We start from the raw sequence: 24,715 nt of genomic DNA, 5'->3' as shown, positions 1-24,715 counted from the left end.
TTGGAAAGTACCAAAATAATGATTGAACCAACGAAAGTGCATGGTCTTTCAAAAAAAGAAGTACTTCGTACACGTAAAAGGAAAGTATCTATTGTGACAAGAGCACTTATTATACCAATCATTGTTTTAATAATATGGCAATTAGCAGGGATTTTGGGTTTTGTTTCTAAAACAGTTTTGCCTACACCTTGGGATATTTTCTTAGCTTTTCAAGGGCTTATTCAATCAGGCGAACTATTTAACCATTTAGGTATCAGTGTATTTCGAGCTGCTGTTGGTTTTCTGATAGGAGGGAGTTTAGGTATTTTATTAGGAACAATTGTCGGTTTTTCAACTAGAAGTGAGCAATATTTGGATCCATCAGTACAGATGTTAAGGACAGTTCCTCATTTAGCTGTTGCGCCACTTTTTGTATTATGGTTTGGTTTTGGAGAAATATCGAAAGTATTACTTATTGCAGACGGGGCATTCTTCCCTCTTTATGTAAATGCCTTTTTAGGAATACGTGGTGTTGATTCTAAATTATTTGATGTTGCAAGAGTTTTAGAATTTAGTAAAAGGAAATTAATTACGAAATTGATTTTACCTGCTGCTTTGCCGAATCTCTTATTAGGAGCGAGATTATCATTAGGGGTTGCTTGGGTAAGTTTAGTAGTTGCAGAATTAATGGGGTCAACTGAAGGGATTGGATATATGATTATGGATGCAAGGCAATTCTCAAATACAGATATTGTCTTTGTAGGGATTATTATTTTTGCGTTTGTTGGGAAATTTTCCGATTCGTTAGTTCGATTATTAGAAGTTAGATTTTTAAGATGGAGAGATAACTATAAGGGAGAAAATATAAATTAGAGAATGTAATAGATATAAATTCTAGTAAATTTATGTGATAAGTGCGTTATGAGAGGGGCGTTGTATAAGTAATTTTATCCCGCTACTTTAGGGCAGTAATACTCCCACCTCAAAATTCGGCGGGAGCAATGTCCAGCTCTAGCGGCTAGAATCTTCGGTCGCCCGCACCCCCTCGGACGAGGCGCTTCCGCTTTTCTAAAGAAGTTAGGTGGGAGATAAACTGCCCGTAACGGCCCGATTGGTGAGGGCTAATAATCAGTGGGGGATGAGGAAAACCCCCACTAATTAAAGTTTCACTTTATTGGAGAATATATAAAAGGAGTGTTACGAAATGGAAGTATTATGGTTTATTCCTGCTTATGGAGATGGCCGGTATTTAGGGACAACAAAAAGAGGGAGAGCTGCTGAGTATGGGTACTATAAACAAGTGGCTCAGGCAGTCGACTATTTAGGTTATAGCGGTGTGTTATTACCGACTGGTCAAGGGTGTGAAGATCCTTGGGTCCTTGCTTCTGCACTCGCAGCTGAAACGGAAAAATTACGTTTTTTAGTTGCAGTAAGACCAGGGCTTATGTCACCAACAGTTGCTGCAAGAATGGCATCTACGTTTGATAGAATTTCGAATGGCCGTTTACTAATTAATGTTGTAGCCGGAGGGGATCCAGTAGAGCTGCAGGGAGACGGTCTTTTCCTTGACCATGATGCACGTTATGAAGCAGCAGATGAATTTTTGAAAGTATGGAAATCACTTTTACAAGGGGAGAATGTTTCTTTAGAGGGAAAACATATTACAGTTAAGGACAGTAAAGTTGTATTCCCGCCAGTTCAATCTCCTTATCCGCCCATTTATTTTGGAGGGTCATCAAAAGCCGGGCAAGTAGTAGCAGCAGAGCATAGTGATGTATATTTAACGTGGGGTGAACCACCAGCGCAGGTAGAACAGAAAATCAAAAAAGTAAGGAAACTTGCAGAAGCGAAAGGGCGTACAGTCCGCTTTGGTATCCGATTACATGTTATTGTAAGGGAGACAGAGGAAGAGGCGTGGGAAGAAGCTGAGAGATTGATTCAATATGTGGATAATGAGGCGATTGAACTAGCGCAAAAAACATTTGCACGTTATGATTCAGTTGGTCAACAGCGAATGACCTATTTAAATAAAGGGACGAGAGAGTCATTGGAAATTAGTCCAAATTTATGGGCTGGAATTGGATTAGTACGTGGCGGAGCAGGAACTGCACTAGTAGGAGATCCCAATACTGTAGCTGAAAGAATAAAAGAATATGAAGCTTTAGGTATAGATACATTTATTTTATCAGGATATCCGCATTTAGAAGAAGCTTATCAAGTGGCAGAATTATTATTTCCACTTTTACCCCTATCAAACAATAAGACGAATCAAAAAGATAAAATTGTTGGAGAAATGATAGCGGACGCATATGCATTAAAAAAATAGAGAGAAAAGAATAAACCAGCAAGCTCCTCGCTTGCTGGTTTTCATCGTAAACTATTAAAAAATATGATAAAATTAAGAGGTAACTTATGGTATGGTTGGTTGTTCAATTATCACTTCTCCAGGGTAGAAGGGAGGTGATAATGTATGAGTGAAATTGCGTTATTATTGCAAGGCGGATTATTTCTCGTTGCATTGTTAACGTTTGTTGTCGTTTTAATCGATAAGCTCAAAAAATAACAACCCACCTACGCCAATAGAATGTGGGTTGTCTCGTTTGTAAGAAACAAATAGGATAAATGAACAATCCAATCTGCTAAGTTACATGGACTGGTGTGTAGCCGCACACTAGTCTTTTTTATTTATATACAATTTATAATTGTTTTATGTGATTGTATTGTTCTTTTCATACTCATTATAACATAGTGTCTTTTCATCAAGAAAGGAGACCGTATGTTCTTATTTTGAATTATTGTGATTTAACTATGATTCAATTCGTAAAAAATAACTTTGTTACCAAGTTATTTCCTTTCTGTATTTTTAAACCCGAGTAGCTTGTGTACTCTTTTGTTTAAATAACTCATCCATGTATTGTTTTAAGCTCTCAATATAGAATTCTTGTTTTTCTACATCATTCACCCCAACAATTGGAGAGGAAAGTTCATATTTTTTTCTAGAGAGGTGGACAACCACATCAAAAATATCAAATAGACGGATGAAGCAGAATAAGCCGTCTTTATCACTTAATAAAATAAAGTAGTGGTTATCGCTCGTTGTATTGAGGGTATTCCACAATGAACTTTTACTTAAATCACGAACAATACTTCGTTCTTTTAATTCGATAAAGTCAACATTAGATATAATAGTAGAAATATCCATCGCATCTGGATCATTAAAATAACCTTCAATTGTATGTACTGCGAATGTATAAGCCATTTTTAAGATACTCATTTTATATTTACGGTTATCTAAAAGTAATTCACGTTGAATGGAGCTTGCTACTTTGGTTACGCGTTCTTCTTTCCAAATTTCATTATGTAATGAAATATCATGTTTTTTACATAGTTTCATAATTAACTCATTAGAATAGTATATTTCGTCATTCGTTTCCACTTCTTCAGTTTCCGCTGCAGCCAATTCTTGACCATATTCATTCGTATAAAGAGGAGAATCAATTTGTTGCTTCATTTGTTCGATTTTATATTGAATCAGTTTGTGTCTAATTAATGGTCGATCAACGTTTGTTGTGAGATGTTCATAACAAGTATCACAAATTGATTTTGTTAAATAATGTCCACATAAAATCTCTGGGATAACATGTTGTTCACTAAGTTCTTTCGTTTCTTTTCTGCAAATGATACATTGCGTCATATTTATCACCTTTTACCCTGCAAATTTGTATGTAATCTCATTGTAGTGTATTTATTCGTATTTTGGAACATTGAAGATGAAAATAGCGTGTAAAATTCATAGATGTTTTGATACAATAGAGGGAAGTGCTAGTTTAAAGGAGGCCGTTTTTTTGAAATCGAAAGTGCACTTTTGGACATTAGAAGTGCTAATGGTTGTAGGGATTATATTTATTTGCACAAAAATATCATTTTTATTTCAACCGATTGGCATATTCATTTCAACTTTATTTTTCCCAATTTTAATCGCTTTGTTTTTATACTTTATCTTTAATCCTGTATTAGTGTTTTTAGAGGCGAAAAAAGTTCCTAGAAGCTTAGCGATATTGTTGTTATATGTTTTTATCATTTCACTGACTGCAGTCGCAATTGGTGTAGTCGTTCCGACGATTTCACAGCAGCTAATGGACCTAGTGAAAAACATGCCAACATATATTAAAGAGGGGAAAGTATACATACAAGAATTATCTCATCATAGGCTATTTGAATGGTTAGCTACACAAAATTATGTATCGATTGAAACGATTGAACAAAACGCAATTGAGTATTTAAAGGAAATACCAAACACGATAACGTCGAGTGCAACGGCTTTATTTGGTATTATTACAAACGTTGCATTAGTCGTATTTACAGTACCATTTATCTTGTTTTACATGTTTAAAGATGGTCATGCATTCCCAGGGAAAGCTGTTAGTTTTTTACCAGAATCGTATCGTGAAGAAGGACTGCGCATTTTAAAAGAAACAAATGAAACGTTATCTGCGTATATTCAAGGGCAAGCATTAGTTTGTTTATTTGTTGGGGCATTTACGTTTATAGGTTATGTAATTATTGATTTGCCATATGCCTTCGTTTTAGGAATTATAGCGGCATTTACAAATATTATCCCAAATTTAGGCCCTTTTATTGGAGCGGCACCAGCTGTTATTGTTGCTTTATTCGTATCCCCGGTGCAAGCAGCTTGGGTAATCGTTATCGTAACCATTGTGCAACAATTTGAGAGTAACATCATTTCACCGCGTATTATGAGTTCGAAATTAAATATCCATCCTTTAACAATTATTGTGTTAATTCTTGGTGTAGGTAATTTCGCTGGTATTATTGGAATGATTTTAGCAGTACCAGTTTACGCTGTGACGAAAACAATTGTTTCAAATTTGGTGAGATTATTTAAGATGAAAAGAAATAATCGGAAATAAAAAGTATTGATAGGAATCATAAAAGATACATTGCTTTAAGTGATGTATCTTTTTTATGATGATTTAGAGCAATAAAAATGCCTAGTTTTAAAATGAGAACTAGGCATTTTTATTGTGTAATTTTTACTGATTTTTTTGAAAGAATTAGCCTTTTAAAAAATTGTAGACTATGTGGAATCCCTCTCAATAATCCAAATCATTTCCTTGCAGCGCACCATTAACATCTTAATCTTCTCCTTTCATTATATTTAAGTTAGATCATTATAGATGCGTATAGTATTTGCTTCTACAATCTCGGATGTCATCCATAATCTTTTTATATTGCTGTTCTTGTGCAATTTCAGCTTCAGATAATCGCTTCTTTTGAATCGTAATTGTTAAAAAGAAAACATGGAATTTCATACATAAATTCCTCCTTTCGTAAAGGAATTATAGGTGACTGCAATAAGGGAGTTGCCGTTCTTTCACTTCATCCATAGCATTTTGAATTTGTTGTTCGTGTAACATTTCAAACTCGGAAAGTTTGTTTTTTTGAATCGTGATGGTTAAAAAGAATACTTGTAATTTCATTAGGTGAATCCTCCTCTTAATATGAGTTTTTAGTACATATGGTTGTAATAAGAAACTTGACGCTCTTTTGTTTCAGTCATAATTTTTCGAATTTGCTGTTCATGTAAAATCTCAGTCTCAGAAAAATTACTTTTGTGAATCGTAATGGTTAAAAAGAATACTCGAAATTTCATTAGATGATTGCTCCTTTTGAAAACTATTTTTTAATACATTTGATTATAATAAGAACTTTTACGATCTCTTACTTTGTCTATAATCTCTTTTAATTGCTGTTTACGTAAAATTTCAGTTTCAGATAAAGATTCCTTCTGAAGAGTAATCGTAAAAAAGAAAATATGAAAAGTCATAAATGAATTCCTCCTTTCGTAAAGGAATTACATACTGTAAGGACTTTGACGCTCCTTTATATCACTCATAGCTTTTTCAATGTGTAGATCGTGCATCATTTCGACTTCAGATAATTGCTTTCGCTGAATTGTAATGCTGAAAAATAGTACGTGAAAAGTCATTGGATATTTGCTCCTTTCGAAAAGAAATAGTGTTAGAGATTAAAAAATCGCACAAAAAAGCCACAGAATGATATAGTTCTCCTGCGGCAGGGCGTGAAAAAGCCACAGGAAAGTATACGACCTCCTGTGGCGAATTTGTTAATTAAAGAAAATACCGAACGATTTTCAATTCTCCATTAGGGTGGTCGAATTCATATTTAATTGTAAAACAGGTGCAACATGTAATTTTAATTTCATCATTTTATTCGACCTCCTTTTAGAATTTTTTTCTTACGTTAGTAATTATATACAATTAGTGGATAATTGTAAACATGAAAAATGAAAATTTTTAATTTTGATTAAAGTGCGTATTTTTCGGAAGGTGATTTCAATAAATTTACGTATTTATTATGGGGAAAGTGAAGCGTGGTTTTGTAAGTATTTAAAGAAATTGATTAAATGAAAAGATTAAGCTGAGTGAAGAGATGGAGGATGAAAGTAGAGTTGTTTTACAAGATTGCCTATCACCGAATGTATGATCATTATTTGCCTAAACTACTGCAAACAATTGGATACTTAAATGAGGACGAGTTGTGGAAAACAGAAGGGACAGTCAATTCAATTGGTGGCATTGTATTACATATTTGTGAGCATATAAAAAGGAATAGCAGTCGTTATTCGAATCCGAATATACACTTTGAAAACGGGATTGAAGAATACTTTCCGGTTATGCGGTTGGATTCCAAAACGTTATCTGAAATTATACAAGGAATATTTGATGAATGGAAACAAGAGTATGTTAAAGCTTATAATGAAAATACTCGTATAGACATACATAGCTTGTTTCATTTAGTTGAGCATACAAGTTATCATTTAGGACAGGTGGTAGATCGAACCAAATTATTAAAGGGAAAGAAGTTTGATTTTTGTCAAAATGGTTTGAATGAAAAGAAATTAAGGTTGTGTATAGAAAATACAACGATTTTATAGAGAAGTATCATCCTCCAAGGTATGATACTTCTTTTTTTTGTAAAAAATCATGGAAAAATATTGAATGGAAATATATTCTTGTGATATGGTTAATTACATAAGTAATGAACCTATGAACCTGAGGGGGTGAAAATATGAAACAATCTCTTGAACAAAATAAGTTAATATACATACAAATCGCAGAAACGATTGAATCGGATATTTTAAAGGGGATCCTACTTGAAGAAGAAAAGGTTCCGTCAACAAACCAATTTGCAAAGATGTTACAAATTAATCCAGCTACAGCGGCGAAAGGAGTAAATTTGTTAGTTGATGAAGGGATTTTATATAAAAAGAGGGGGATTGGAATGTTTGTTACAAAGGGAGCGAAGGAAGTGGTACTAAAGAAGCGGCAAAGCGCTTTTCAAAATGAATTTTTGCCTAAAGTGTTGGAAGAAGCGAAAGTGCTTGAAATTTCAAAAGAGGAGCTCATTCAAATGATTCAAATGGCCGCAAAGGAGGGGGAAGAATGACAATCGCAATTAAAACTGAAGGATTAACAAAACAATATAAGAAAAAGATAGCTGTAAATGGATTAACTTTTTCGCTAGAAGAGAATAAAATATATGGTTTGCTTGGTAGAAATGGGGCTGGAAAAACGACACTACTACACCTTCTTACTGGACAAATTGTTTCAAGTGAAGGAAGCGTATCTATATTTGGTGAAGATGTGTATGAAAATAGTCATGCGTTGCAAAACATTTGTTTTGTTAAAGTGAAAGAGGAGATTTATTCGAGTTATAAAGTGAAAGAAATCTTTAAGCTATGTAACCTATTTTATCCAAATTGGGACCGAGAATTTGCGGAGGAACTTGTAGTTAAGTTTCAAATGGATGTAAACGAAAAGTACCATAAGTTGTCGCATGGTATGCAAACTGTTGTTGGAATTATTAAAGGGTTAGCGAGCCGGGCACCCATTACTATTTTTGATGAACCGACGACTGGTTTAGATGCAGCACACCGAGACTTGTTTTATAACGTTTTATTAGAAGATTATGGTGATCACCCGCGAACAATTATTTTATCGACGCATTTAGTAGAAGAGGTAGCGCATATTGTCGAAGATGTGTTGATTTTGAAGGATGGGCAAGTAATTGTTCAATCAGCTGTTGAAGATTTCTTACAGCAAGCCCATTACATATCAGGACGAAAAGATAAAATAGATGAATTTATGATGAATAAACATGTTGTTCATCGAGAATACTTTGGGAACAAAGGGATTGGTGTTATGTGGGGAGAGTTTTCTGAGGAAGACTATGATTATATCAAAAGTGAGGATTTAGAAATTGAGGGGGTTTCGTTTCAGAAATTATTTATTTATATAACGGATGGTGATGTAAAGTGAAGATGTTAATGAAACAGTTGAAATTACAAATCAATTATCATTACAAAGCTATTTTCGTATTTTGGGCTTTGGCGTTCATTATTCAAATTTTACCGAATTTCATAGATATAAAAGATATACGAATTGGCTTTTTGCAAGATGTTATTAACAATCCTTCTATTGCGGTTATATTTTTCATTGTAGTGAGTACTTTCTTTATACAGTTAGATCTATTTCACTTAGCAGTTTCTTTTGGAGCAACAAGGTTACAATTTTTTATTGGATCGATTTGTTATATTGTTTTACAATCAGCATTTTTTTCGCTTCTTCAAATTCTTTTTTTACCGGGTCTATTTTATCATATAGAAAGTAATAGTTTGTTAGATGGTTCAATTGAGCAGTTCTTTGTACAGTTTTTACTGTATGTTACGGTCGCAAGCCTTTTCCAAGGTATTGTTATTTTCCAGCAAAGATTTAACTGGATTGGATGCGCAATTGGTTCGATCTTTTTTATAGGCTTAACAAGTGTATGTTATAATACAGGCTTAAAAATGACGCTTACAAAAACTGAAGTTTTGATGAATATCCCTTCGTTTATCATCATTTCCATTGGGCTAATTATACTTTACTTCCTGGTTAGTGGCATCTTTATTCGTAAAATTTCTCTAGAACAAATGGTTTAATAAATTGTATAATAGTGTTAAATAGATATTTTAGGAGAGAAGGAAAACATATGAGAGATACATCTTCATTAGTAATGATGTTTTTATGTATTGCAATGCTAATTTTATGGAGACGTTACCGCTCTATGCATAAACCGATAAAAGGAAATGGAAAGCGAATTTTATTGCCGCTATTATTTTTATCACCAGGTATTTTTATGTTTTTTGGCCCTGTTCATCCAGCCACATTGTACATTAGTTTTGCGATGTTATTTGGATTTCTTTTCGCGATTCCACTTATCATCCTTACAAACTATGAAAGAAGAGAAGATGGCAACATATATACGAAAAAAAGTGTAGCTTTTCTTATGACGTTTATTGGTATTGTAGCGTTAAGATATGTCTCAAGGCAATATATCATTAATTTAGATCAGCAAACGATAGGATTATTGTTTTATGTTGTTGCGATTTCTTATATTGTACCGTGGCGAATTGGTTGCTATATGAAGTTTAGAAAGGTTTTTCAGGCGGTTTCATAGAGGTGAAGGAGGGATGGAAAGTGCGTACGATTTTGTTTTTTCAAGACGAAACACAACTAGATGAAATTGAAACGATTAGACAAAAACACGATCCTTTATTTGGGTTAATCAAGCCGCATATTACACTCGTATTTCCTTTTGAAAGTGCAATTTCTAAGGATGCATTAAAACAGCATATAATTGAAAAGGTAGAAGGGATTCCCCCGATAGCGATTGAGTTTACTAATCACATTCGCAATGAAGGAGAATATATCTTTTTAAATGTTGAAAAAGGGAAAGAACAAGTAAAGAAGTTGCATGATACGTTATACGAAGGGCCGTTAGCGGAATTTTTACGAAGTGATATACCCTACATACCGCACGTTACAGTTGGACGAAAAGAAAATGAAAAACAGGCAATAGAAATTGTAGAGAAGATGCCGAGATTAAGCATGCGATTGCGATGTTTAATTGAAAAGGTGAGTATTGAACGTATTGGGGAAAGTGGAGAATCGATAATAGAATTTGAAGTAGAACTTTCAAAATAAAAAAAGGAGATACAAATTTGTATCTCCTTTTTGTTGCTTTTTCATATATATGTGTTAAAATGAAAAAACGCTCATTGTTTATTCTATTGTAAAAAACTCAATAATTACCCAATTTAATTATAACAAACTATTTGCTTGTTTGTCAAACGGTTTGTTGAAAAATTTTATCCCGCATTAACAGGTGGCAAGTCCCCGTTTTAAAATTCACCGAAAGTAAAGAAGTTGGGTGGGGGCTGATTAAAGTTTTACTGTATTGCATCAAACAATGAGCATCAGAACGATCAGTTGATAAGGAGTGGCGATATGGAAAAAACAAGTCAAGAATGGAAACAGGAACAACATCGTGTGGAAGACGTAGTTGGAAAGATTGAAAAACATATTGATACATTAGAACGTTATACAAGTGCAACAACAAAAGATGTTGTCCAGATTCGCAAACATTTTTGGGACGATGTAACTGTGAATGTTGATAATACAGAAGAGGCTATAGAAACGGCAGCAAGTATTAAGCAACAAGCAGAGCTATTATCCGAACGAGAACAAAGTCATCGCCATGCTTATAATCAACTAAAAGGATTACAGAGATTACAGCAATCACCATACTTTGGAAGGGTAGACTTTTTAGAAGACGGTGAAAAAAGTGAGGATGCTATTTATCTTGGTATTCACTCATTCTACGATGAAACTACAGAACAATTTCTTGTATATGACTGGCGAGCCCCTATATCAAGTTTGTATTATGACTATTCTGTAGGAAGAGCAAAATACATGGCACCTAATGATACGATTTCGGGTGAAATGACATTAAAAAGGCAATATGTGATTCGGAATGGTCAAATTATAAGTATGTTTGATACAGGTGTTACGATTGGCGATAAATTATTGCAAGAAGTATTAGGAAATAACGCGAACACACAAATGAAAAGCATTGTTTCAACAATTCAAAAGGAACAAAATCAAATTATTAGGAATGAAAAAAGTCGTTTGCTGGTTGTGCAAGGAGCTGCAGGAAGCGGTAAAACATCGGCAGCACTTCAGCGCATCGCATATTTATTGTATCGTTATCGTAAGACATTACACGCTGATCAAATCATTCTTTTTTCTCCAAATTCGATGTTTAATAGCTATGTTTCCACAGTACTGCCAGAACTTGGTGAAGACAATATGAAGCAAACGACATTCCAAGAATACTTAGCACGTCATATTGATAAGAAATTTGAATTAGAAGATCCATTTACACAGATGGAATATGTATTGACAAGAATGGAAGAAGAGAGCTATGAAACACGATTAGAAGGAATTAAATATAAAGCAAGTACTGATTTTATTGAAGTAGTAAATCAGTATGTATCTTATTTAAAACGAGAAGGTATGTTATTTAAAGATATAAAATTTAGAGGGAAAGTATTAATCTCTAAAGAACAAATGAAAGAAAAGTTTTATGAATTTGATTCTTCAATCCGAATTCCAAATCGAATAAAATTAATTTCTGAGTGGTTATTAAAAGAGTTAAGAAAACAAGAAAAAATAGAGAGAAAAGAGTTATGGGTGGAAGAAGAAATACAGTTATTAGATAAAGAAACATATGCGAAAGTGTATCATCAATTGCAACGAGAAGAAGAACATTCAAATGGTGCATTTGATGATTTTGAGCGGGAACAGAAGATGCTAGCAGCAATTGTTGTAAAAGAGCATTTTAAACCGCTGAAAAGACGTGTGAAAAATTTACAATTCATTCATACACCGGCACTTTATATACAGTTATTTAAAGATCCTGAGTTCGCTAAACAACTTGTAGAAGAACATAAATTACCGCAAAGATGGAATGAAATATGTAAAGAAACAATAGAAAAAATACAAGATTTTTATATGTCATATGAAGATGCAACGCCTTATTTATATTTGAAAGATCAACTGGAAGAATTGCAAAAAAATACATCTGTGCAGCACGTATTTATTGATGAAGCGCAGGATTATTCTGCATTTCAATATGCATTTTTGAAACGAATATTTCCGCATACAAAAATGACAATACTAGGTGATTTTAATCAGACTATTTATGAACATGCGTCAGAGAATGAATTTTCGCAGTTAAGTACGCTGTATGGGGAAGAACTAAGTGAAAGAATTGTTCTTACGCGTAGTTATCGCTCCACAAAACAAATCATTGAATTTACGAAGCAGTTAATTACGAATGGTGATGAAATTGAACCGTTTCAGCGTGATGGTATGCAACCGGTTATAACAGAAGTGAAAGATCGGGAGGAGCATCATAAAAAGATTATGAATCAAATCAAACAACTGCAACAAGATGGTCACAAGACAATTGCGGTTATTTGTAAAACAGCGGAAGAAAGTGAAGAAGCATACCATGCCCTGCAAACATCATTGCCAGTTCGTCTTATTAAGAAAGAAACGAGCTCGTTTGATGAAGGTATTTTGATTATCCCATCGTATTTATCGAAAGGGGTAGAGTTTGATGCAGTTATCATCTATGATGCATCAACGGAAAAATACGGCAGGGAAAGTGAACGGAAATTATTTTATACTGCTTGTACGCGTGCGATGCATGAGTTATATATTTATTCTGTAGGGGAGATGAAGATGAATACGTTCTTACAGTCTGTTTCTACAGATACGTATATGTTAGAAAAGGAAAAGATTCAATAAAAAAACTGGCTTACATGCCAGTTTTTTTATTGAATCATATATTATGAAAATAACCAATTGAAAATGGTATACAGACCAATACAAGTAGAAACAAAGATTGCAGCTACTATAGAAATACATCCAATGTGAACTAAGTTATCTTTCCACGTTTCTTCAGGTTCTTGTGCAATTTGTTCTATTACACGACTTTGTATAACTGAGCAGCTATATTTTAATGATAAATTATTAATTATTGCGGAATCACCTTTAAATTTCAAAGCTCTTACAATCTCATTAGGGCTGTTGCCCAACGATTTTTCAAATTGTTGGCATGCTTGAATCATTTCGGGCGTTTTGTTTTCTTCAAGATACCAATATCGTCCAGCCATTGTTGGATAGTGTAACCTAAAATAGATATCACCTAATTTTTTGCGAAGTGACAGGTCACTAGGATAAGAATGAATTAAGCCGTGAAGGCGCTCTCTTGCTTTTCCTAAGTCATGATTTTCGATGTCTTTTTCAATTTTAAGTAATGTTTTTTCTTTCACAGAAGCCTCCTTTGTGTAATAAATTTATTTTGTTGCACTCAATAAAGCACCTATAGCTCCACTGAAGCCATGATCTTGTAAGAATATAGGTGTTCTATTTTGATACACGGTATAATTACTTATAATCTCTCGTAGATGTTTATTGTTTGAAAGTGTAGATCCAATATAAACGATATGATCTATATCTTTTGCTTCTGCAAATTGAAGGCTTAATGCAGTAACTACTTCACCAACAAGACCTTGAAGGGTGGCGATTAAATCGGACTTGTTATAATCAGGTTCATGAATAGCAGCTTTTCCGAAATTACTAGCTGTTAAGTTACTATCAATAGGAGAAAGAATGCCGTTATAAATATCTCCAACTGTAATATCAAGACTCCGCCTAGATCCTAGTTTTGTATGCCCGATGACTTCTTCAAAATGATCTATGTTTGTTAATAGCTTTGATAATCCCATGATAGTGCCTCCACCAACCCCTGTTCCGCCAGCACGAATATACTCGGTATTTTGGACATAATGAATGGATGTACCTGTACCGATATTGGTTAAAACAAAGTTATTGATAAGGTGCTTTTCTACATCAATGAGGTAATGAACACCTGAAAGCGTGGCGTCAAATTCTGCAAGGTGCTCTATATTATATTTTCCTAAAAATAACGTTTGTAATTGCTCAGCTTTACCACCAGTTATAGATAGTCTATTTATATATTTATTGTTATGTAACCAATCTTTAATTTTGTTTTGTTCATGGGAGTAAAATTTTTCGAAACGTAATTCATTGTCTTGATTAAAATAAGCAATTTTTGTTAGTGTTCCCCCAGCATCAATACCAACGGCGCTCTTCATTTTTGTACCCCTTGTCATTGTATAGTTATTATAGTGAACATTTAAAATACAATCTTTATTGTGTAATATAAACTAGTAATTTTTCAACTGTAACAATCGTTTTTCCATTTACAGAAGCAATTCCTTTTCCGAGAATAAACCCTCGTTTATTCCGCAGAACTTCATATTGTAAATCTAGCTTGTCACCAGGTATAGTAGTTCCGTTAAATGTTACACCGTCTAATGAGGAGAGAAATCCTAATCCATTCGACCCACTTGTTCCTACGAATGCTCCAAGTTGTGCAAGTGCCTCTACAATTAGCATATGAGGCATACTGTTTTGATGCTCATTTATAAACCATTCGTTACTTGTAATTAGTTTGTATCCTTTTACGGATTTTTCATTTTCAATTTCTGTGATTCTATCAATCATTAAAAATGGATGCCGATGAGGGAGAGTGTCTTTAATATTTTTCATATTCATATATGTACCTCCTAATTTTCAAAAGAAAAATGAAAATAACCCCTGCTAAAAATGGGCAGGGGATTTGTAATTAATTTTTGACTAATGCATCTGCTCTTTCAAGAGAGAAAATACCGCTATTTTTAATGTTTTCAACAACTTGTTGTAATACTTCTTTATCTTGGACAAGTGCGATGCGAACAAAACCTTCACCATGAGGTCCAAAAGCATGGCCAGGGGTTACAACAACATGCGCACGATCCATTAATGCATAAGCAAATTCTAATGAAGTCCAACCTTTTGGTATTTCGGCCCATACGAACATACTACCAGCTGGTTTATCAACATGCCATCCGAAAGAAGCGAATCCGTCAACTAACGTATCCCTACGTTCTTGGTAGATGATGCGGTTTTTTGCGCAGAAATCAGCCCCTTGACGCAAGGCAACTGATGCAGCCTTTTGAATTGGCAAGAATACGCCGTAATCTGTATTTGATTTAAATTGCGCTAGTGCACCTACAATTTCTTCATTTCCAATCATATAACCAATGCGGCTACCAGCTAAGCTATAGCTTTTGGATAGGGAATTAATTTCAACACCAACTTCTTTAGCGCCAGGAACAGATAAGAAACTGATTGGTTTCTTTCCATCGTAATAAAATTCAGCATAGGCGAAATCATGTACGACAATAATATGGTGCTGTTTTGCGAACGCAATTACTTCTTTGAAGAAATCTTCATGAGCCATTGCTGGAACTGGATTTCCAGGGAAGTTTAATATCATCATTTTTGCTTGTTTAGCAATTTCCTCAGGGATGTCTTGTAAGTTAGGTAAAAAGTCATTTTCTTTCTTTAAAGGCATGAAGTAGGGTTTTGCACCTGCCATTTGAATGCCTGTTTCATATGCTGTATAGCCAGGATCAGGTACTAAAATGAGGTCACCTGGATTTGCAAATACCATAGGTAAGTGAACAAGTCCATCTTGGGAACCCATCAATAATAAAACTTCCTTGTTTGGATCTAATGTAACATTGTGAGTGTTATCGTAATATTCAGTTACTGATTCGTGAAATTCTTGAATACCTGTTAAAGTATAACCGTAATTTTCTTTTCCGCTTGCTGTATGTATCATAGCTTCTTTTACAATATCAGCAGGAGGCATATCTGGATTGCCGATACTTAAATCAATCATTTTGTGACCTGCTGCAATTTTTTCTTTTTTATAAGCTGCTAGTTCACTAAATATAGAAGATTGAAATGCTTTCATTCTAGTTGCCAACGTATAAGTCATCAAAACCCCTCCTAAAAAACTGTGCTTTCATTTCTGTAGTTTGTATATTCTTTTATTATTCTGAAAACACATAATTATATTTTATCACTTTTGGGGCAGAATTCAAAACGTAGTTGTGTAAAAAGAAAAAGAAGGGAAAGCTAAAGATTAGGAATACTATTACATAATGAAGAGGTGTTTTAGGTGAAACAAATTCCAATTGGTGTATCAAATCGGCATATCCATCTGACAAACGAAGATTTAGAAAAACTTTTTGGGGAAGGATATGAGCTAGCGGTTGCAAAAGAACTTTCACAACCAGGAGAGTTTGCAGCAAAAGAAACAGTAACCATTAAGACTGACAAAGCAGAAATTTCAAAGGTTCGTATCCTTGGTCCTATTCGGAAATTTACGCAGGTTGAAATTTCAAAAACAGATGCACGCAAATTAGGGGTGGATGCTCCGATTCGGGCATCAGGCAATATTGACGGAACACCAGGGATTACTCTTATTGGTCCAAAGGGATCTTTAAAAATTGAAAAAGGTGTAATTATTGCTGAACGTCATATCCATATGACGTCTCAAGATGCTGAGAAATTTCAAGTGAAAGATGGACAGTATGTAAGTGTTAAAGTAGAAGGAGACAGAGGATTAGTTTTTAATCGAGTATTAATTCGTGTAAAAGATACGTACGCATTAGATATGCATATTGATACGGATGAAGCCAATAGCGGGAATGTAATAACCGGGGACTTAGGTCAACTCTTACAATAAAGGTAAAATCCATCTCAAAATTGAGATGGATTTTACATGTTTGATACTTGGGAAGTATTTTTATTCGTCTGCTTCTGTTTTGATAAGGACATAAAAATAATAAATAATGAAATAACACCGAAAATAAGCACCATATACTGTAATCCAATTGTATCTAAGAAGAAGCCTGTTCCAAGTAAGACAATTTGGAACATAACCCTTTCAAACATATTGCGGAATGAGAAAAGACGCCCATGATAACTTTTTTCAACTTTTGTTTGGAAAATTGTCGACATAATAGGGAAGAAACAGCCAACACTAAATCCAAACAGGCCAAATGATACAAGCGCCATCCATTTCACATCACTAAAGAATAGTGAGAGGTGTGCAACAGCAGTACAGAATGCAAAGAAATAAAGCAATTTTTCAGGTGAAAAATAATCAGATAAACGCTTGATTACGAAAGCACCTAACATAAAAGCTATACCTTCAATTGTATAAATAAACCCTTTAATTGTTGGATCATGTTGCATTTCGCTAATATTAATTACCATTAAATTGAAACCCGCGATAAATAAAAGGGGGATAATACTTAAAATAAGTGCACGGAATGCGACTGGAATCCCTTTTAAAATACGAAATACTTCTATAAAACTATTATCTTTCGCTGCCTTTTTACTTGATATATTAGATTTTCGATCCTCGAATTGTAGGAAAAAGGTCGAAAGGAATAATAAAGAGTAGGCAGCCATTGAAAATGCATACATATACTGTAAGCTCATTACGACCAGAAGAACACCGCCTAGGGAGGTTCCAGCAATACGAGCAATCGTTCCGATATTCATATGTACACCGTTCATCTGTAATAATTCATGCTCACGAACGATAAGCGGAATAACAGACTGCAAAGCAGGGAAATAAAAAGCTGCCGAAATTTGAATGGCGATCATAAAAACAATCATAAAGGCAATACTCTCATATTGAATAGCGAAAAACATAAAAATCACACTGATAACGCGGCCAAAGCCTGCGTAAAGGAGAACTTTCTTTTTTTCATATTGATCAATTACTCGTCCCGCCATAGGACCAACTAAAACACCGGCTAATAACCCAATAAATAAAATGACTGATTTCATAAAATCAGAAGGAACATATTTCTGCATAAATTCTAGATTGCCAAGAATCCCTAGCCATAAACCGAGTCCGGCAATAAATTCACCGATTAGAACAATCCAGACATTTCTATTACGCCACATAACAAAACCTCACAGTCTTTTAAAATAGAAAAAATCGTATATAAATCCTCCTTTTCATTCCTATATGTTAATCATTATTTTTTAGAGCCAGAGTCTATATTACGTGTTTGATAATCAAAGTTCAATCTTTTTGATTTAGATAAAAATTTGTTTTTGTAGGGCTAAAAACAAATTTTACACATTGGAAAGTAGACGAGGATAAATTTAAAATATATGAGGGGAGGCGAGTTGATGGTACAACAATTTTTCAAGAAACTGCTTGACCAATTTTTACAGGAACAAGAAGAGGAAATACTAGAAAAACTTTGTTTTTGGGTGGTTTATTATTACATAGCAGTTCCTAAATATATTGTGAATGCTAGTGGTGTTTTGGTACATATGAATCAAACACACGAAGATTATACGTATCATACAATTGAAGATTTTTTACGAGGGTATAGTGGGGGAATGAGAGGAACATTCTATGTAGGAATTGAAATATATCATATAAAATTTGAAGAAATGATTAGAGAAAAGTGCCGTGAAATGATTTATGCGTATTACTTTCCGCGTTTTATTAAGAAGCGCTCGTTATTATGTAAAGAATTGCTAAGAGAAATAGGAGTGGATAAAACAGAAATTGAATTTGCGAGTTTCTATACATCGATTTTGAATCATTGTGTAGAGGCAAAGGATTGGATTGATGAGTATGAAGAGAATGTGTTAAAGAAACTATTCGTATTGTCACTGTCCTTAATCGTACAAGCATATAGTACGAATGTACGTGAATATATGAAGCGAGAGGAAAGTCAGAAAGAAATAGAGCTATTAGTTCATTGAGTAAAAAAGGAATAGAGAGGAATTACATTGTTGTTTACACATAGAGATAAGAGACTTTTTTCAAAGTCTAGTTAAAAGAGGAGATTTGCGTATTCTTGCTGAAAAGAATATGTAAATATATGTAGAAAGAAGATGATCCAGAATGAGTAATGAAGAACTTGTAAAGACTCAGTTTGGTAGTAACGCTGAAAAGTATGTCAAAAGTCAAATTCATGCAAAAGGATCAGATTTGCAATATTTAGTTCAGCAAGTAAAAAATCGTAAAAATACTCGTCTTCTTGATATTGCTACAGGTGGTGGGCATGTAGCGAATACGCTAGCGCCATTATTCAAAAGCGTAGTCGCTCTTGATTTAACGGAAAAAATGTTGGAAAAAGCAAAAAAATTCATTCATGCTAATGGACATGATCATGTTTCATTTGTTATAGGAAATGCAGAGGATTTACCATTTTCTAATGAATCGTTTGATACAATTGTGTGTCGTATTGCAGCGCATCATTTCTCAAATCCTTCACAATTTATTTTTGAAGTACATCGCACGTTAGAAGAAAATGGGTTATTTATATTAATTGACAATGTTGCTCCTGAAAATAATGAATACGATACATTTTATAACTTTATTGAGAAAAAGCGAGATCCGAGCCATAGGCGCGCGCTGAAAAAAACAGAATGGATTTCATTATTAGAGAAAAATGGTTTGCAAATGCAATCATGCCTCACATTTGAGAAACAATTTGATTTTGATTGGTGGTGCAATATGATGGATGTACCACAGGAAATCCGTTCAAAGTTAACAGATTGCATGATGAAAACCTCCAATGAAATGAAGGAGTTTTTCAAAATACATGTTGAAAATAATAAAGTTGAATCGTTCTATACTGAGATGGCACTCTTTGTTTGCCAGAAAAGTGCAACTTTAAAAAGATAATTATCTTGCAGTCTTTCCCGAGTACGTTATACTTGTTATAGAGAAAATAGGATTGAGGAGTAGTCATAATGATTCGTGTACGTATTGAGGGAACTGAAAAAGAGATTGTTGATTTTTTGGAGAACATGCCTGAAATTACTGGATTTGAAAAAACACATACGAGGGAGCCGAGAAAAGGAAATAACCCGAAGTATGAAAACAGTAAGAATGTGTTAGCATATTTATCATATAAAAAGCTGGGAACCACCAATAAATAGGTGGTTTTTTCTTTTAAACTGTTTCACCGCCTTGTCTTTTCTACATAATAATAATAGTAGAATATGGTGAGGAGGGTGAGAGGCGTTAATAAAAAAATAATCTTTTTTGGAGATTTTGGTATCGATGATGCAGTTGCTTTAATTTATGCTGATAAAACATGTAATATTGATATCCTTGGGGTTGTGGCCGATTATGGTAACATTTCAAGAGAGATTGTAACCGAAAATGTTTATTTTTTAGAGAACTACTATGCTACGAAGGTAAAAATAATAAAAGGAGCAAGTCGGCCGATGACGGCGGAAGATCCTTTGTTTTTTCCAGAAATCCATGGAGATCACGGTTTGGGATCAATTATTCCAGCGAAAATGAGAGGGCCGGAAAGAGAAAACTTTTGCGAAGTCATTAAGCTTATTGAACAATGTCCAGAAGATATTATTATTGTGGCGACAGGACGTTTAACTTCACTTGCGACACTATTTCTTTTGTATCCAGATGTAATGGACCAAGTATGCTCTTATTATATAATGGGCGGTGCATTTTTATTTCCAGGTAATGTTACTCCTGTTTCAGAAGCTAACTTTTATGGAGACCCAATGGCTACTAATATTGTCATGAAATATGCCAAGAATGTTAGTGTTTATCCGTTAAACGTAACGCAGCGAGCACTTATTACTCCTCAAATGGTAAACGTTATTCATCAAAAAGGAACAGGGCAAGCAAAACTAATTAAGCCAATGATTGATTTTTATTATGAAAACTTTTATAAAAAAGAATACCCTGGAATTGGTGGAAGTCCGATTCATGATCTATTACCATTCATTTCATTAATCAATGATAATATCTTTGAATATAAAAAGTCTGCTATATGGATAAGTACAACAAATGATGAAACAAGAGGGCAAAGTGTAGCTGATTTTAGAGAGATTGCTGAACTGAAAAGATTTGATAATAGACCTGTACAAAGAATTGCTGTTGATTTTAATTATCAAGCGTTTAAAAGAGAATTTATGAGAACAATGTTGAAACCAGATTGTTCTTAGATGGTATATATGAATACGTGAAGAAGCAAGAACAATCTGTGTTAGAAAATACAATAGTATGCTTAATTAAAAGAGAATTATTCCCTTAAATATGTAAATATCAAGGACTTTAGTCCCAAATATCCGGTCGGTCTATCTGCATCGTTCTCATATAATCTAATATTTGTCCTGTATGAACACCTTCATGATACGCGATTCGTAGTAGCATGTCACCTAAAGAACGAATATAGCCCGTGTAGCCAAGTTCAGTTAGGTTTGAACGATCTATTTTTATATTTTCTAATTCTTCATTTGATAAAGATCTGACAAAATCAATAAACAGTTCATGGTATGGTTGTGCAAAATGGAGCTCGTCTTTAACAGATGTAAATACTTTTGCTTCAAAAGGTGATGTTATATTTTGGACATTATCTTGATTTCTTAATATTTGTAGATAAAGATATTCAGCTTCTAAAACATGCCTTATCGTCTCTTTACAACTCAATGCCTCAGAATCTGGTCTCCAATCTAATCTCTCCTCAGGAATAGTTGTCCAAACTTTTATGCTTCGTCTTCTTACTTCTGATAGGTTTAATAATAACAAATCGACATTATTCAAGTTATGTTCCCCCCTGTTCATATACTCATTTTTCAGTTTACTGAATTTTAAGAAACATATCAAAATATTTATTCGTTTTGTAGGTACCTTTAGAGTGGGATTTTACATGCCCCCTAAACTCAGTTTTGAATAATTAGATCAAAGAATAAAGATATGGATGATTTCTCTAAAAAAAGGGCTGTTGGCGATGGAAGTGTCACTTTAAATCGTTCGGTATAATCGTACTTCTACTATCCACAAGTTGATAGTATAACTCAATAAAAAAGTAGCATAACTAATGGTAAGCAATAATTTTTTGTCATTATTTTTGTTTTGTAAAATTAAGGAGGTAAAATAATATGGCATTTATATGGTCTTTAATTGTCGGAGGTATTTTAGGATGGCTAGCAAGTTTAATCGTTGGTAAAGATATACCTGGTGGTGTAATTGGAAATATTATCGCTGGGATTATTGGTTCTTGGCTTGGAACATGGTTATTGGGGACGTTTGGACCGGTTATCGGAGGATATGCAATTATTCCGGCATTAATAGGTGCCATTGTTTTAATTTTTATTGTAAGCTTATTACTTCGCGCGATCCGAAAGTGAAATGAGATGGATTGCCTACAATAGTAGGCAATCCATTTTTGTATTATGTGTTCTAATCTGTTATGCTACTGTTATACAATCAGGAGGTGTCAGCATTGAAATCATTTACAGTAAACTTTCATCAAGAAGACAATGCAAAAGCAACAACAGTACATAAGTTAAGTGAAGAGGATTTTAATAAAGCAACAGAGAATGGTACTCGTCATTTATTTGATTTAGATACAAATGTCGGTTTCTTTGTATTCTTTGATGCAGAAGATGCAGAAGGAAACGAACAATACTTAATGTTGCAATATGAGGGAGATCACGAAGAACCAAGTGCTTGCTACGGATTTGATTTAAAATTATTCTATCAATTTTTAGCACTTTACTTAAATGACCTTGAATTCCAAGGTGAAACAGATGAAGAAGAGGAAGAATATGGTCCGATTCATCATTTAGCTCACTTACTTTACCATATCGTTGAAGATGGAAAGAGTATTGAAGTGTAATTACATATTTGGCGCTGCCCTATAAATAGGGCAGTTTTTTTATTTAGAATGAATTCAACAAATCTGTTTCCTATTTTTATACTTCCTTCAATATAAAACCATTTTTTGCTTATTACAATACAGCGTATTTTTGATGAGATTGTTTAGGAAACTGTTATATGATGATATTAACTTGAGTGTAATGGATTGGATGTAAGGGTGAATACGATAAGGTAGGAGGTTGAAATCATGAAAAGTTGTAAAAGAATACTCATATTGTTTTTTAGTTTGACATTGTTAACTCTAACAGCTTGTAAGAGTTCAGATGAACAGAGACTAACTACACAAACACCTGAGAAGAATTCTGAAGTGAAATCAGATTCTTTTGCTGATCAGTCAACTGAAAAGAAGAATGAAAAACCACCTTCAGATAAATCGGAAACAACAGATCCCAAACCAAAGCCACAAAATCCGTCAAATTCATCTATAGACCCTAAAAAAAGTAATCGAATTAAGAATATATTAGAACAAGCAAAACAAGGAAAAGTACCGAATGTTACATTTGCTGCACATACAGGAGATATTGAAGAAGTTGAAAAGGTATGGGGGAAAGCTGATAAAACTGAGCCAGCAGGGAAAGGTATGTATGCAACTTTTACGAATAAAAATGTTGTTATTGGATTTAATAAAGGATCTCAAATTTTTGACATTCGTTCCAATCATTCAGAGCTTCACACACTTACTTTACAAGACATCGAAAAAGTTTTAGGGAAACCTATTTCAGTTAAGGTAAATGGGAATGACAAAATATATATTTATAAAGCGAATGGCCAATTTGAATTGAAATTTGTAATTCCAAATTCTACTGGAAAAGTCGATCATATTTCTGTATTTTCTCCAGAAGATAGTATTAATAATATGGCAGGCTAGTAAAGGGAAGAAAAAAGAGCTGTTCTTTTATAAGGACAGCTCTTTTGCTTTGTTACTCTCTACGGAAGAAACAAAATAGGTTTGAATGATTCCACCGATTATTAATAAGCAGGCACAAATATAAAATAGGGTACTGCCATTTACATGACCTAATATCATTGCTCCAATAACCGGACCGCATGTTCGAGAAATGTCCCAGTGTATCCCGTAAATAGAAAAATATAATCCACGCATATGACTCGGTGCGATTCCCGAAACAAATCGGAGTAGATGATTTAAAGCAATGCTTTCACCAATTGTAAGGAAAAGCAGTGTAAAGAAGAGTGACCATAATGTTGTGGAATAGCCATAACCAATGGCAGCCAATGTATAGAAAAAATATGAAATCACGATAATTTTGGGCATTGAAAATCGTTCAGACCATTTGACAAGACCAACTTGTAGTATGATTTCCATAATTGCTCTACAAGTTGAAATGAATGCGAGAACGAATAAGAAATTTGGAAAGATATTCTCTGCAAATACGCGATAATTCGTTTCAGTTTGCGCATAGAAAAAGCTAATCGGAAGAGTAGATATCATAAGTCCAAATACGACATAATGCTTAAAAATAAATTCTTTCTTTGTTGTGACTTGTGTTGATTTTTGAGCTGTTTGAATGATTGGCGCTGTTTCGGGAAGCTGCGTCCATACGAGAATGGCATATAGCAGGAGAGTCATAGCTTGAATCATAAATAAGTATTCAGGATGACTATTATAAAAAAAGGCACTAATGAACGGACCAATTACAGCTCCGATTGCTCCTACTGATTGAAGAACAGCAAATATTTCCGCTTGTTGTTCTGGTGCAGTTAAGTCTGCAATTTGAGCACGCTGAGCAGGAATATATAAGGAGCGGCCAACACCATTCATTACATATAACAAAGCAAAGAAAGGGACTGATGTAGCAAAAACAAATCCGCCGATTGCAATTGCCTGTACGAATAATCCAAGTAACATAATTTTCTTTCTGCCGTATTTATCTGTCACACCTCCAGCAATGATTGTGAACACAATATCAGAAAGAGGTTGCAAGCCAAAGAGAAGCATCGTCAGGACGACATTTCCTTCTAAAGCTTTATTGACATGTACAATAAAAATTATCGCTAACATCGCCTCAGTCGTTCTTGTTAACAATTCACCTAGTAGTCGAATCCAAATTGGTTTGCTATAGCGTTTTATAAGAACTTTCATTTTTCATTTCCTCCTTTCTATATTGAAATCTTAAGATGG

The 24,715-nt window shown here is 34.0% G+C and carries 32 protein-coding genes; 19 read left to right on the top strand and 13 right to left on the bottom strand.

Annotated elements, in window-relative coordinates; all coding sequences use genetic code 11:
* The 3 genes from AC1M36_RS01015 (at position 1) to AC1M36_RS01005 (ending at position 2,542) form a co-directional block, all read left to right on the top strand.
* Entirely contained in the window at positions 1-852 is an 852-nt protein-coding gene (locus AC1M36_RS01015) for an ABC transporter permease (protein ID WP_336451288.1), read from the top strand.
* Between the two features lie 331 nt (positions 853-1,183).
* Complete coding sequence (gene ssuD / locus AC1M36_RS01010) at positions 1,184-2,305, top strand: FMNH2-dependent alkanesulfonate monooxygenase (protein WP_336451287.1); 1,122 nt, start codon at positions 1,184-1,186, stop codon at positions 2,303-2,305.
* A gap of 144 nt (positions 2,306-2,449) precedes the next feature.
* Entirely contained in the window at positions 2,450-2,542 is a 93-nt protein-coding gene (locus tag AC1M36_RS01005; protein ID WP_001289320.1) for a putative holin-like toxin, read from the top strand.
* Between the two features lie 300 nt (positions 2,543-2,842).
* On the opposite strand, the gene AC1M36_RS01000 is transcribed toward AC1M36_RS01005, so the two are convergent.
* Positions 2,843-3,673, bottom strand: a complete 831-nt coding sequence (locus tag AC1M36_RS01000) for an HNH endonuclease (RefSeq protein ID WP_336451286.1) — start codon at positions 3,671-3,673, stop codon at positions 2,843-2,845.
* Between the two features lie 151 nt (positions 3,674-3,824).
* Here AC1M36_RS01000 and AC1M36_RS00995 point away from each other — a divergent pair, with 151 nt between their 5' ends.
* Positions 3,825-4,910 carry an AI-2E family transporter gene (locus tag AC1M36_RS00995; RefSeq protein WP_336451285.1) on the top strand — a complete coding sequence of 362 codons (1,086 nt, stop codon included), beginning with the start codon at positions 3,825-3,827 and terminating at the stop codon, positions 4,908-4,910.
* 261 nt (positions 4,911-5,171) lie between these two features.
* Here AC1M36_RS00995 and AC1M36_RS00990 read toward each other — a convergent pair whose 3' ends face one another.
* Genes AC1M36_RS00990 through AC1M36_RS00970 form a run of 5 tightly spaced genes read right to left on the bottom strand, consistent with a single transcriptional unit; the run spans position 5,172 to position 5,989 of the window.
* Positions 5,172-5,312 (bottom strand): YrzI family small protein, encoded by a 141-nt coding sequence (locus AC1M36_RS00990; RefSeq protein ID WP_336451284.1) that lies wholly within the window; start codon positions 5,310-5,312, stop codon positions 5,172-5,174.
* Between the two features lie 27 nt (positions 5,313-5,339).
* Positions 5,340-5,480 (bottom strand): YrzI family small protein, encoded by a 141-nt coding sequence (locus AC1M36_RS00985; protein WP_336451283.1) that lies wholly within the window; start codon positions 5,478-5,480, stop codon positions 5,340-5,342.
* 29 nt (positions 5,481-5,509) lie between these two features.
* Positions 5,510-5,653 carry a YrzI family small protein gene (locus AC1M36_RS00980; protein WP_336451282.1) on the bottom strand — a complete coding sequence of 48 codons (144 nt, stop codon included), beginning with the start codon at positions 5,651-5,653 and terminating at the stop codon, positions 5,510-5,512.
* 30 nt (positions 5,654-5,683) lie between these two features.
* Positions 5,684-5,827, bottom strand: a complete 144-nt coding sequence (locus AC1M36_RS00975) for a YrzI family small protein (protein WP_336451281.1) — start codon at positions 5,825-5,827, stop codon at positions 5,684-5,686.
* 27 nt (positions 5,828-5,854) lie between these two features.
* On the bottom strand, positions 5,855-5,989 hold the full coding sequence (locus AC1M36_RS00970; protein ID WP_336451280.1) for a YrzI family small protein: 135 nt from the start codon (positions 5,987-5,989) through the stop codon (positions 5,855-5,857).
* Positions 5,990-6,460: 471 nt separating this feature from the next.
* On the opposite strand from AC1M36_RS00970, the gene AC1M36_RS00965 reads away from it, so the two are divergent.
* The 7 genes from AC1M36_RS00965 to helD all read left to right on the top strand — a co-directional run bounded on the left by AC1M36_RS00965 (position 6,461) and on the right by helD (position 12,719).
* Positions 6,461-6,958, top strand: a complete 498-nt coding sequence (locus tag AC1M36_RS00965) for a DinB family protein (protein ID WP_336451279.1) — start codon at positions 6,461-6,463, stop codon at positions 6,956-6,958.
* Between the two features lie 134 nt (positions 6,959-7,092).
* Positions 7,093-7,470: a GntR family transcriptional regulator gene (locus AC1M36_RS00960; protein WP_336451278.1), complete on the top strand. Its 378-nt coding sequence runs from the start codon at positions 7,093-7,095 to the stop codon at positions 7,468-7,470.
* Complete coding sequence (locus AC1M36_RS00955) at positions 7,467-8,342, top strand: ABC transporter ATP-binding protein (RefSeq protein WP_336451277.1); 876 nt, start codon at positions 7,467-7,469, stop codon at positions 8,340-8,342. The genes AC1M36_RS00960 and AC1M36_RS00955 overlap by 4 nt, the downstream gene beginning before the upstream one ends.
* Positions 8,343-8,344: 2 nt before the next feature.
* Positions 8,345-9,004, top strand: a complete 660-nt coding sequence (locus tag AC1M36_RS00950) for a DUF4052 family protein (protein WP_336451407.1) — start codon at positions 8,345-8,347, stop codon at positions 9,002-9,004.
* A gap of 50 nt (positions 9,005-9,054) precedes the next feature.
* On the top strand, positions 9,055-9,522 hold the full coding sequence (locus tag AC1M36_RS00945) for a CcdC family protein (RefSeq protein ID WP_336451276.1): 468 nt from the start codon (positions 9,055-9,057) through the stop codon (positions 9,520-9,522).
* A 20-nt stretch (positions 9,523-9,542) separates the two neighbouring features.
* Entirely contained in the window at positions 9,543-10,049 is a 507-nt protein-coding gene (locus AC1M36_RS00940; RefSeq protein ID WP_336451275.1) for a 2'-5' RNA ligase family protein, read from the top strand.
* 303 nt (positions 10,050-10,352) lie between these two features.
* The gene (helD, locus tag AC1M36_RS00935; RefSeq protein ID WP_479845506.1) at positions 10,353-12,719 is read left to right on the top strand and encodes an RNA polymerase recycling motor HelD; all 2,367 of its coding nucleotides are present in this window, start codon (positions 10,353-10,355) and stop codon (positions 12,717-12,719) included.
* Between the two features lie 41 nt (positions 12,720-12,760).
* On the opposite strand, the gene AC1M36_RS00930 is transcribed toward helD, so the two are convergent.
* The 4 genes from AC1M36_RS00930 to AC1M36_RS00915 form a co-directional block, all read right to left on the bottom strand.
* Positions 12,761-13,246 (bottom strand): DUF6584 family protein, encoded by a 486-nt coding sequence (locus AC1M36_RS00930; RefSeq protein WP_336451273.1) that lies wholly within the window; start codon positions 13,244-13,246, stop codon positions 12,761-12,763.
* Between the two features lie 24 nt (positions 13,247-13,270).
* Positions 13,271-14,092, bottom strand: a complete 822-nt coding sequence (coaW, locus tag AC1M36_RS00925) for a type II pantothenate kinase (protein WP_336451272.1) — start codon at positions 14,090-14,092, stop codon at positions 13,271-13,273.
* A gap of 55 nt (positions 14,093-14,147) precedes the next feature.
* Complete coding sequence (locus AC1M36_RS00920; protein ID WP_336451271.1) at positions 14,148-14,555, bottom strand: 3-hydroxyacyl-ACP dehydratase FabZ family protein; 408 nt, start codon at positions 14,553-14,555, stop codon at positions 14,148-14,150.
* A 70-nt stretch (positions 14,556-14,625) separates the two neighbouring features.
* A complete protein-coding gene (locus AC1M36_RS00915; RefSeq protein WP_336451270.1) occupies positions 14,626-15,825 on the bottom strand; it encodes an LL-diaminopimelate aminotransferase in 1,200 nt (399 codons plus the stop codon).
* Between the two features lie 183 nt (positions 15,826-16,008).
* Here AC1M36_RS00915 and pduL point away from each other — a divergent pair, with 183 nt between their 5' ends.
* On the top strand, positions 16,009-16,578 hold the full coding sequence (gene pduL / locus AC1M36_RS00910; protein WP_336451269.1) for a phosphate propanoyltransferase: 570 nt from the start codon (positions 16,009-16,011) through the stop codon (positions 16,576-16,578).
* 32 nt (positions 16,579-16,610) lie between these two features.
* On the opposite strand, the gene AC1M36_RS00905 is transcribed toward pduL, so the two are convergent.
* On the bottom strand, positions 16,611-17,813 hold the full coding sequence (locus AC1M36_RS00905) for an MFS transporter (protein WP_336451268.1): 1,203 nt from the start codon (positions 17,811-17,813) through the stop codon (positions 16,611-16,613).
* 231 nt (positions 17,814-18,044) lie between these two features.
* On the opposite strand from AC1M36_RS00905, the gene AC1M36_RS00900 reads away from it, so the two are divergent.
* From AC1M36_RS00900 to AC1M36_RS00885, 4 genes are all read left to right on the top strand, one after another.
* Positions 18,045-18,632, top strand: a complete 588-nt coding sequence (locus tag AC1M36_RS00900) for a hypothetical protein (RefSeq protein ID WP_479845505.1) — start codon at positions 18,045-18,047, stop codon at positions 18,630-18,632.
* Between the two features lie 142 nt (positions 18,633-18,774).
* The gene (locus tag AC1M36_RS00895; RefSeq protein ID WP_336451266.1) at positions 18,775-19,560 is read left to right on the top strand and encodes a class I SAM-dependent methyltransferase; all 786 of its coding nucleotides are present in this window, start codon (positions 18,775-18,777) and stop codon (positions 19,558-19,560) included.
* 68 nt (positions 19,561-19,628) lie between these two features.
* A complete protein-coding gene (locus AC1M36_RS00890) occupies positions 19,629-19,817 on the top strand; it encodes a YvzF family protein (protein ID WP_336451265.1) in 189 nt (62 codons plus the stop codon).
* A 75-nt stretch (positions 19,818-19,892) separates the two neighbouring features.
* A complete protein-coding gene (locus AC1M36_RS00885) occupies positions 19,893-20,858 on the top strand; it encodes a nucleoside hydrolase (protein ID WP_336451264.1) in 966 nt (321 codons plus the stop codon).
* Between the two features lie 109 nt (positions 20,859-20,967).
* Here AC1M36_RS00885 and AC1M36_RS00880 read toward each other — a convergent pair whose 3' ends face one another.
* On the bottom strand, positions 20,968-21,456 hold the full coding sequence (locus AC1M36_RS00880) for a DinB family protein (protein ID WP_479845504.1): 489 nt from the start codon (positions 21,454-21,456) through the stop codon (positions 20,968-20,970).
* Positions 21,457-21,794: 338 nt separating this feature from the next.
* Between AC1M36_RS00880 and AC1M36_RS00875 the strand changes: the two genes are divergently transcribed.
* From AC1M36_RS00875 to AC1M36_RS00865, 3 genes are all read left to right on the top strand, one after another.
* Positions 21,795-22,043, top strand: coding sequence for a GlsB/YeaQ/YmgE family stress response membrane protein (locus AC1M36_RS00875; protein WP_336451262.1), 249 nt, complete (start codon positions 21,795-21,797; stop codon positions 22,041-22,043).
* A 95-nt stretch (positions 22,044-22,138) separates the two neighbouring features.
* On the top strand, positions 22,139-22,534 hold the full coding sequence (locus AC1M36_RS00870) for a hypothetical protein (protein WP_017151969.1): 396 nt from the start codon (positions 22,139-22,141) through the stop codon (positions 22,532-22,534).
* Positions 22,535-22,759: 225 nt separating this feature from the next.
* Entirely contained in the window at positions 22,760-23,443 is a 684-nt protein-coding gene (locus tag AC1M36_RS00865; RefSeq protein ID WP_479845597.1) for a YjgB family protein, read from the top strand.
* Between the two features lie 27 nt (positions 23,444-23,470).
* Here AC1M36_RS00865 and AC1M36_RS00860 read toward each other — a convergent pair whose 3' ends face one another.
* Positions 23,471-24,676, bottom strand: a complete 1,206-nt coding sequence (locus AC1M36_RS00860) for an MDR family MFS transporter (RefSeq protein WP_479845503.1) — start codon at positions 24,674-24,676, stop codon at positions 23,471-23,473.
* Positions 24,677-24,715 lie beyond the last annotated feature (39 nt).

It is taken from the genome of Bacillus sp. Medicinal_06, from assembly GCF_056711665.1.
The sequence above is the reverse complement of the archived record's forward strand: the minus strand, read 5'-3'. Positions and strand labels throughout refer to the sequence as shown.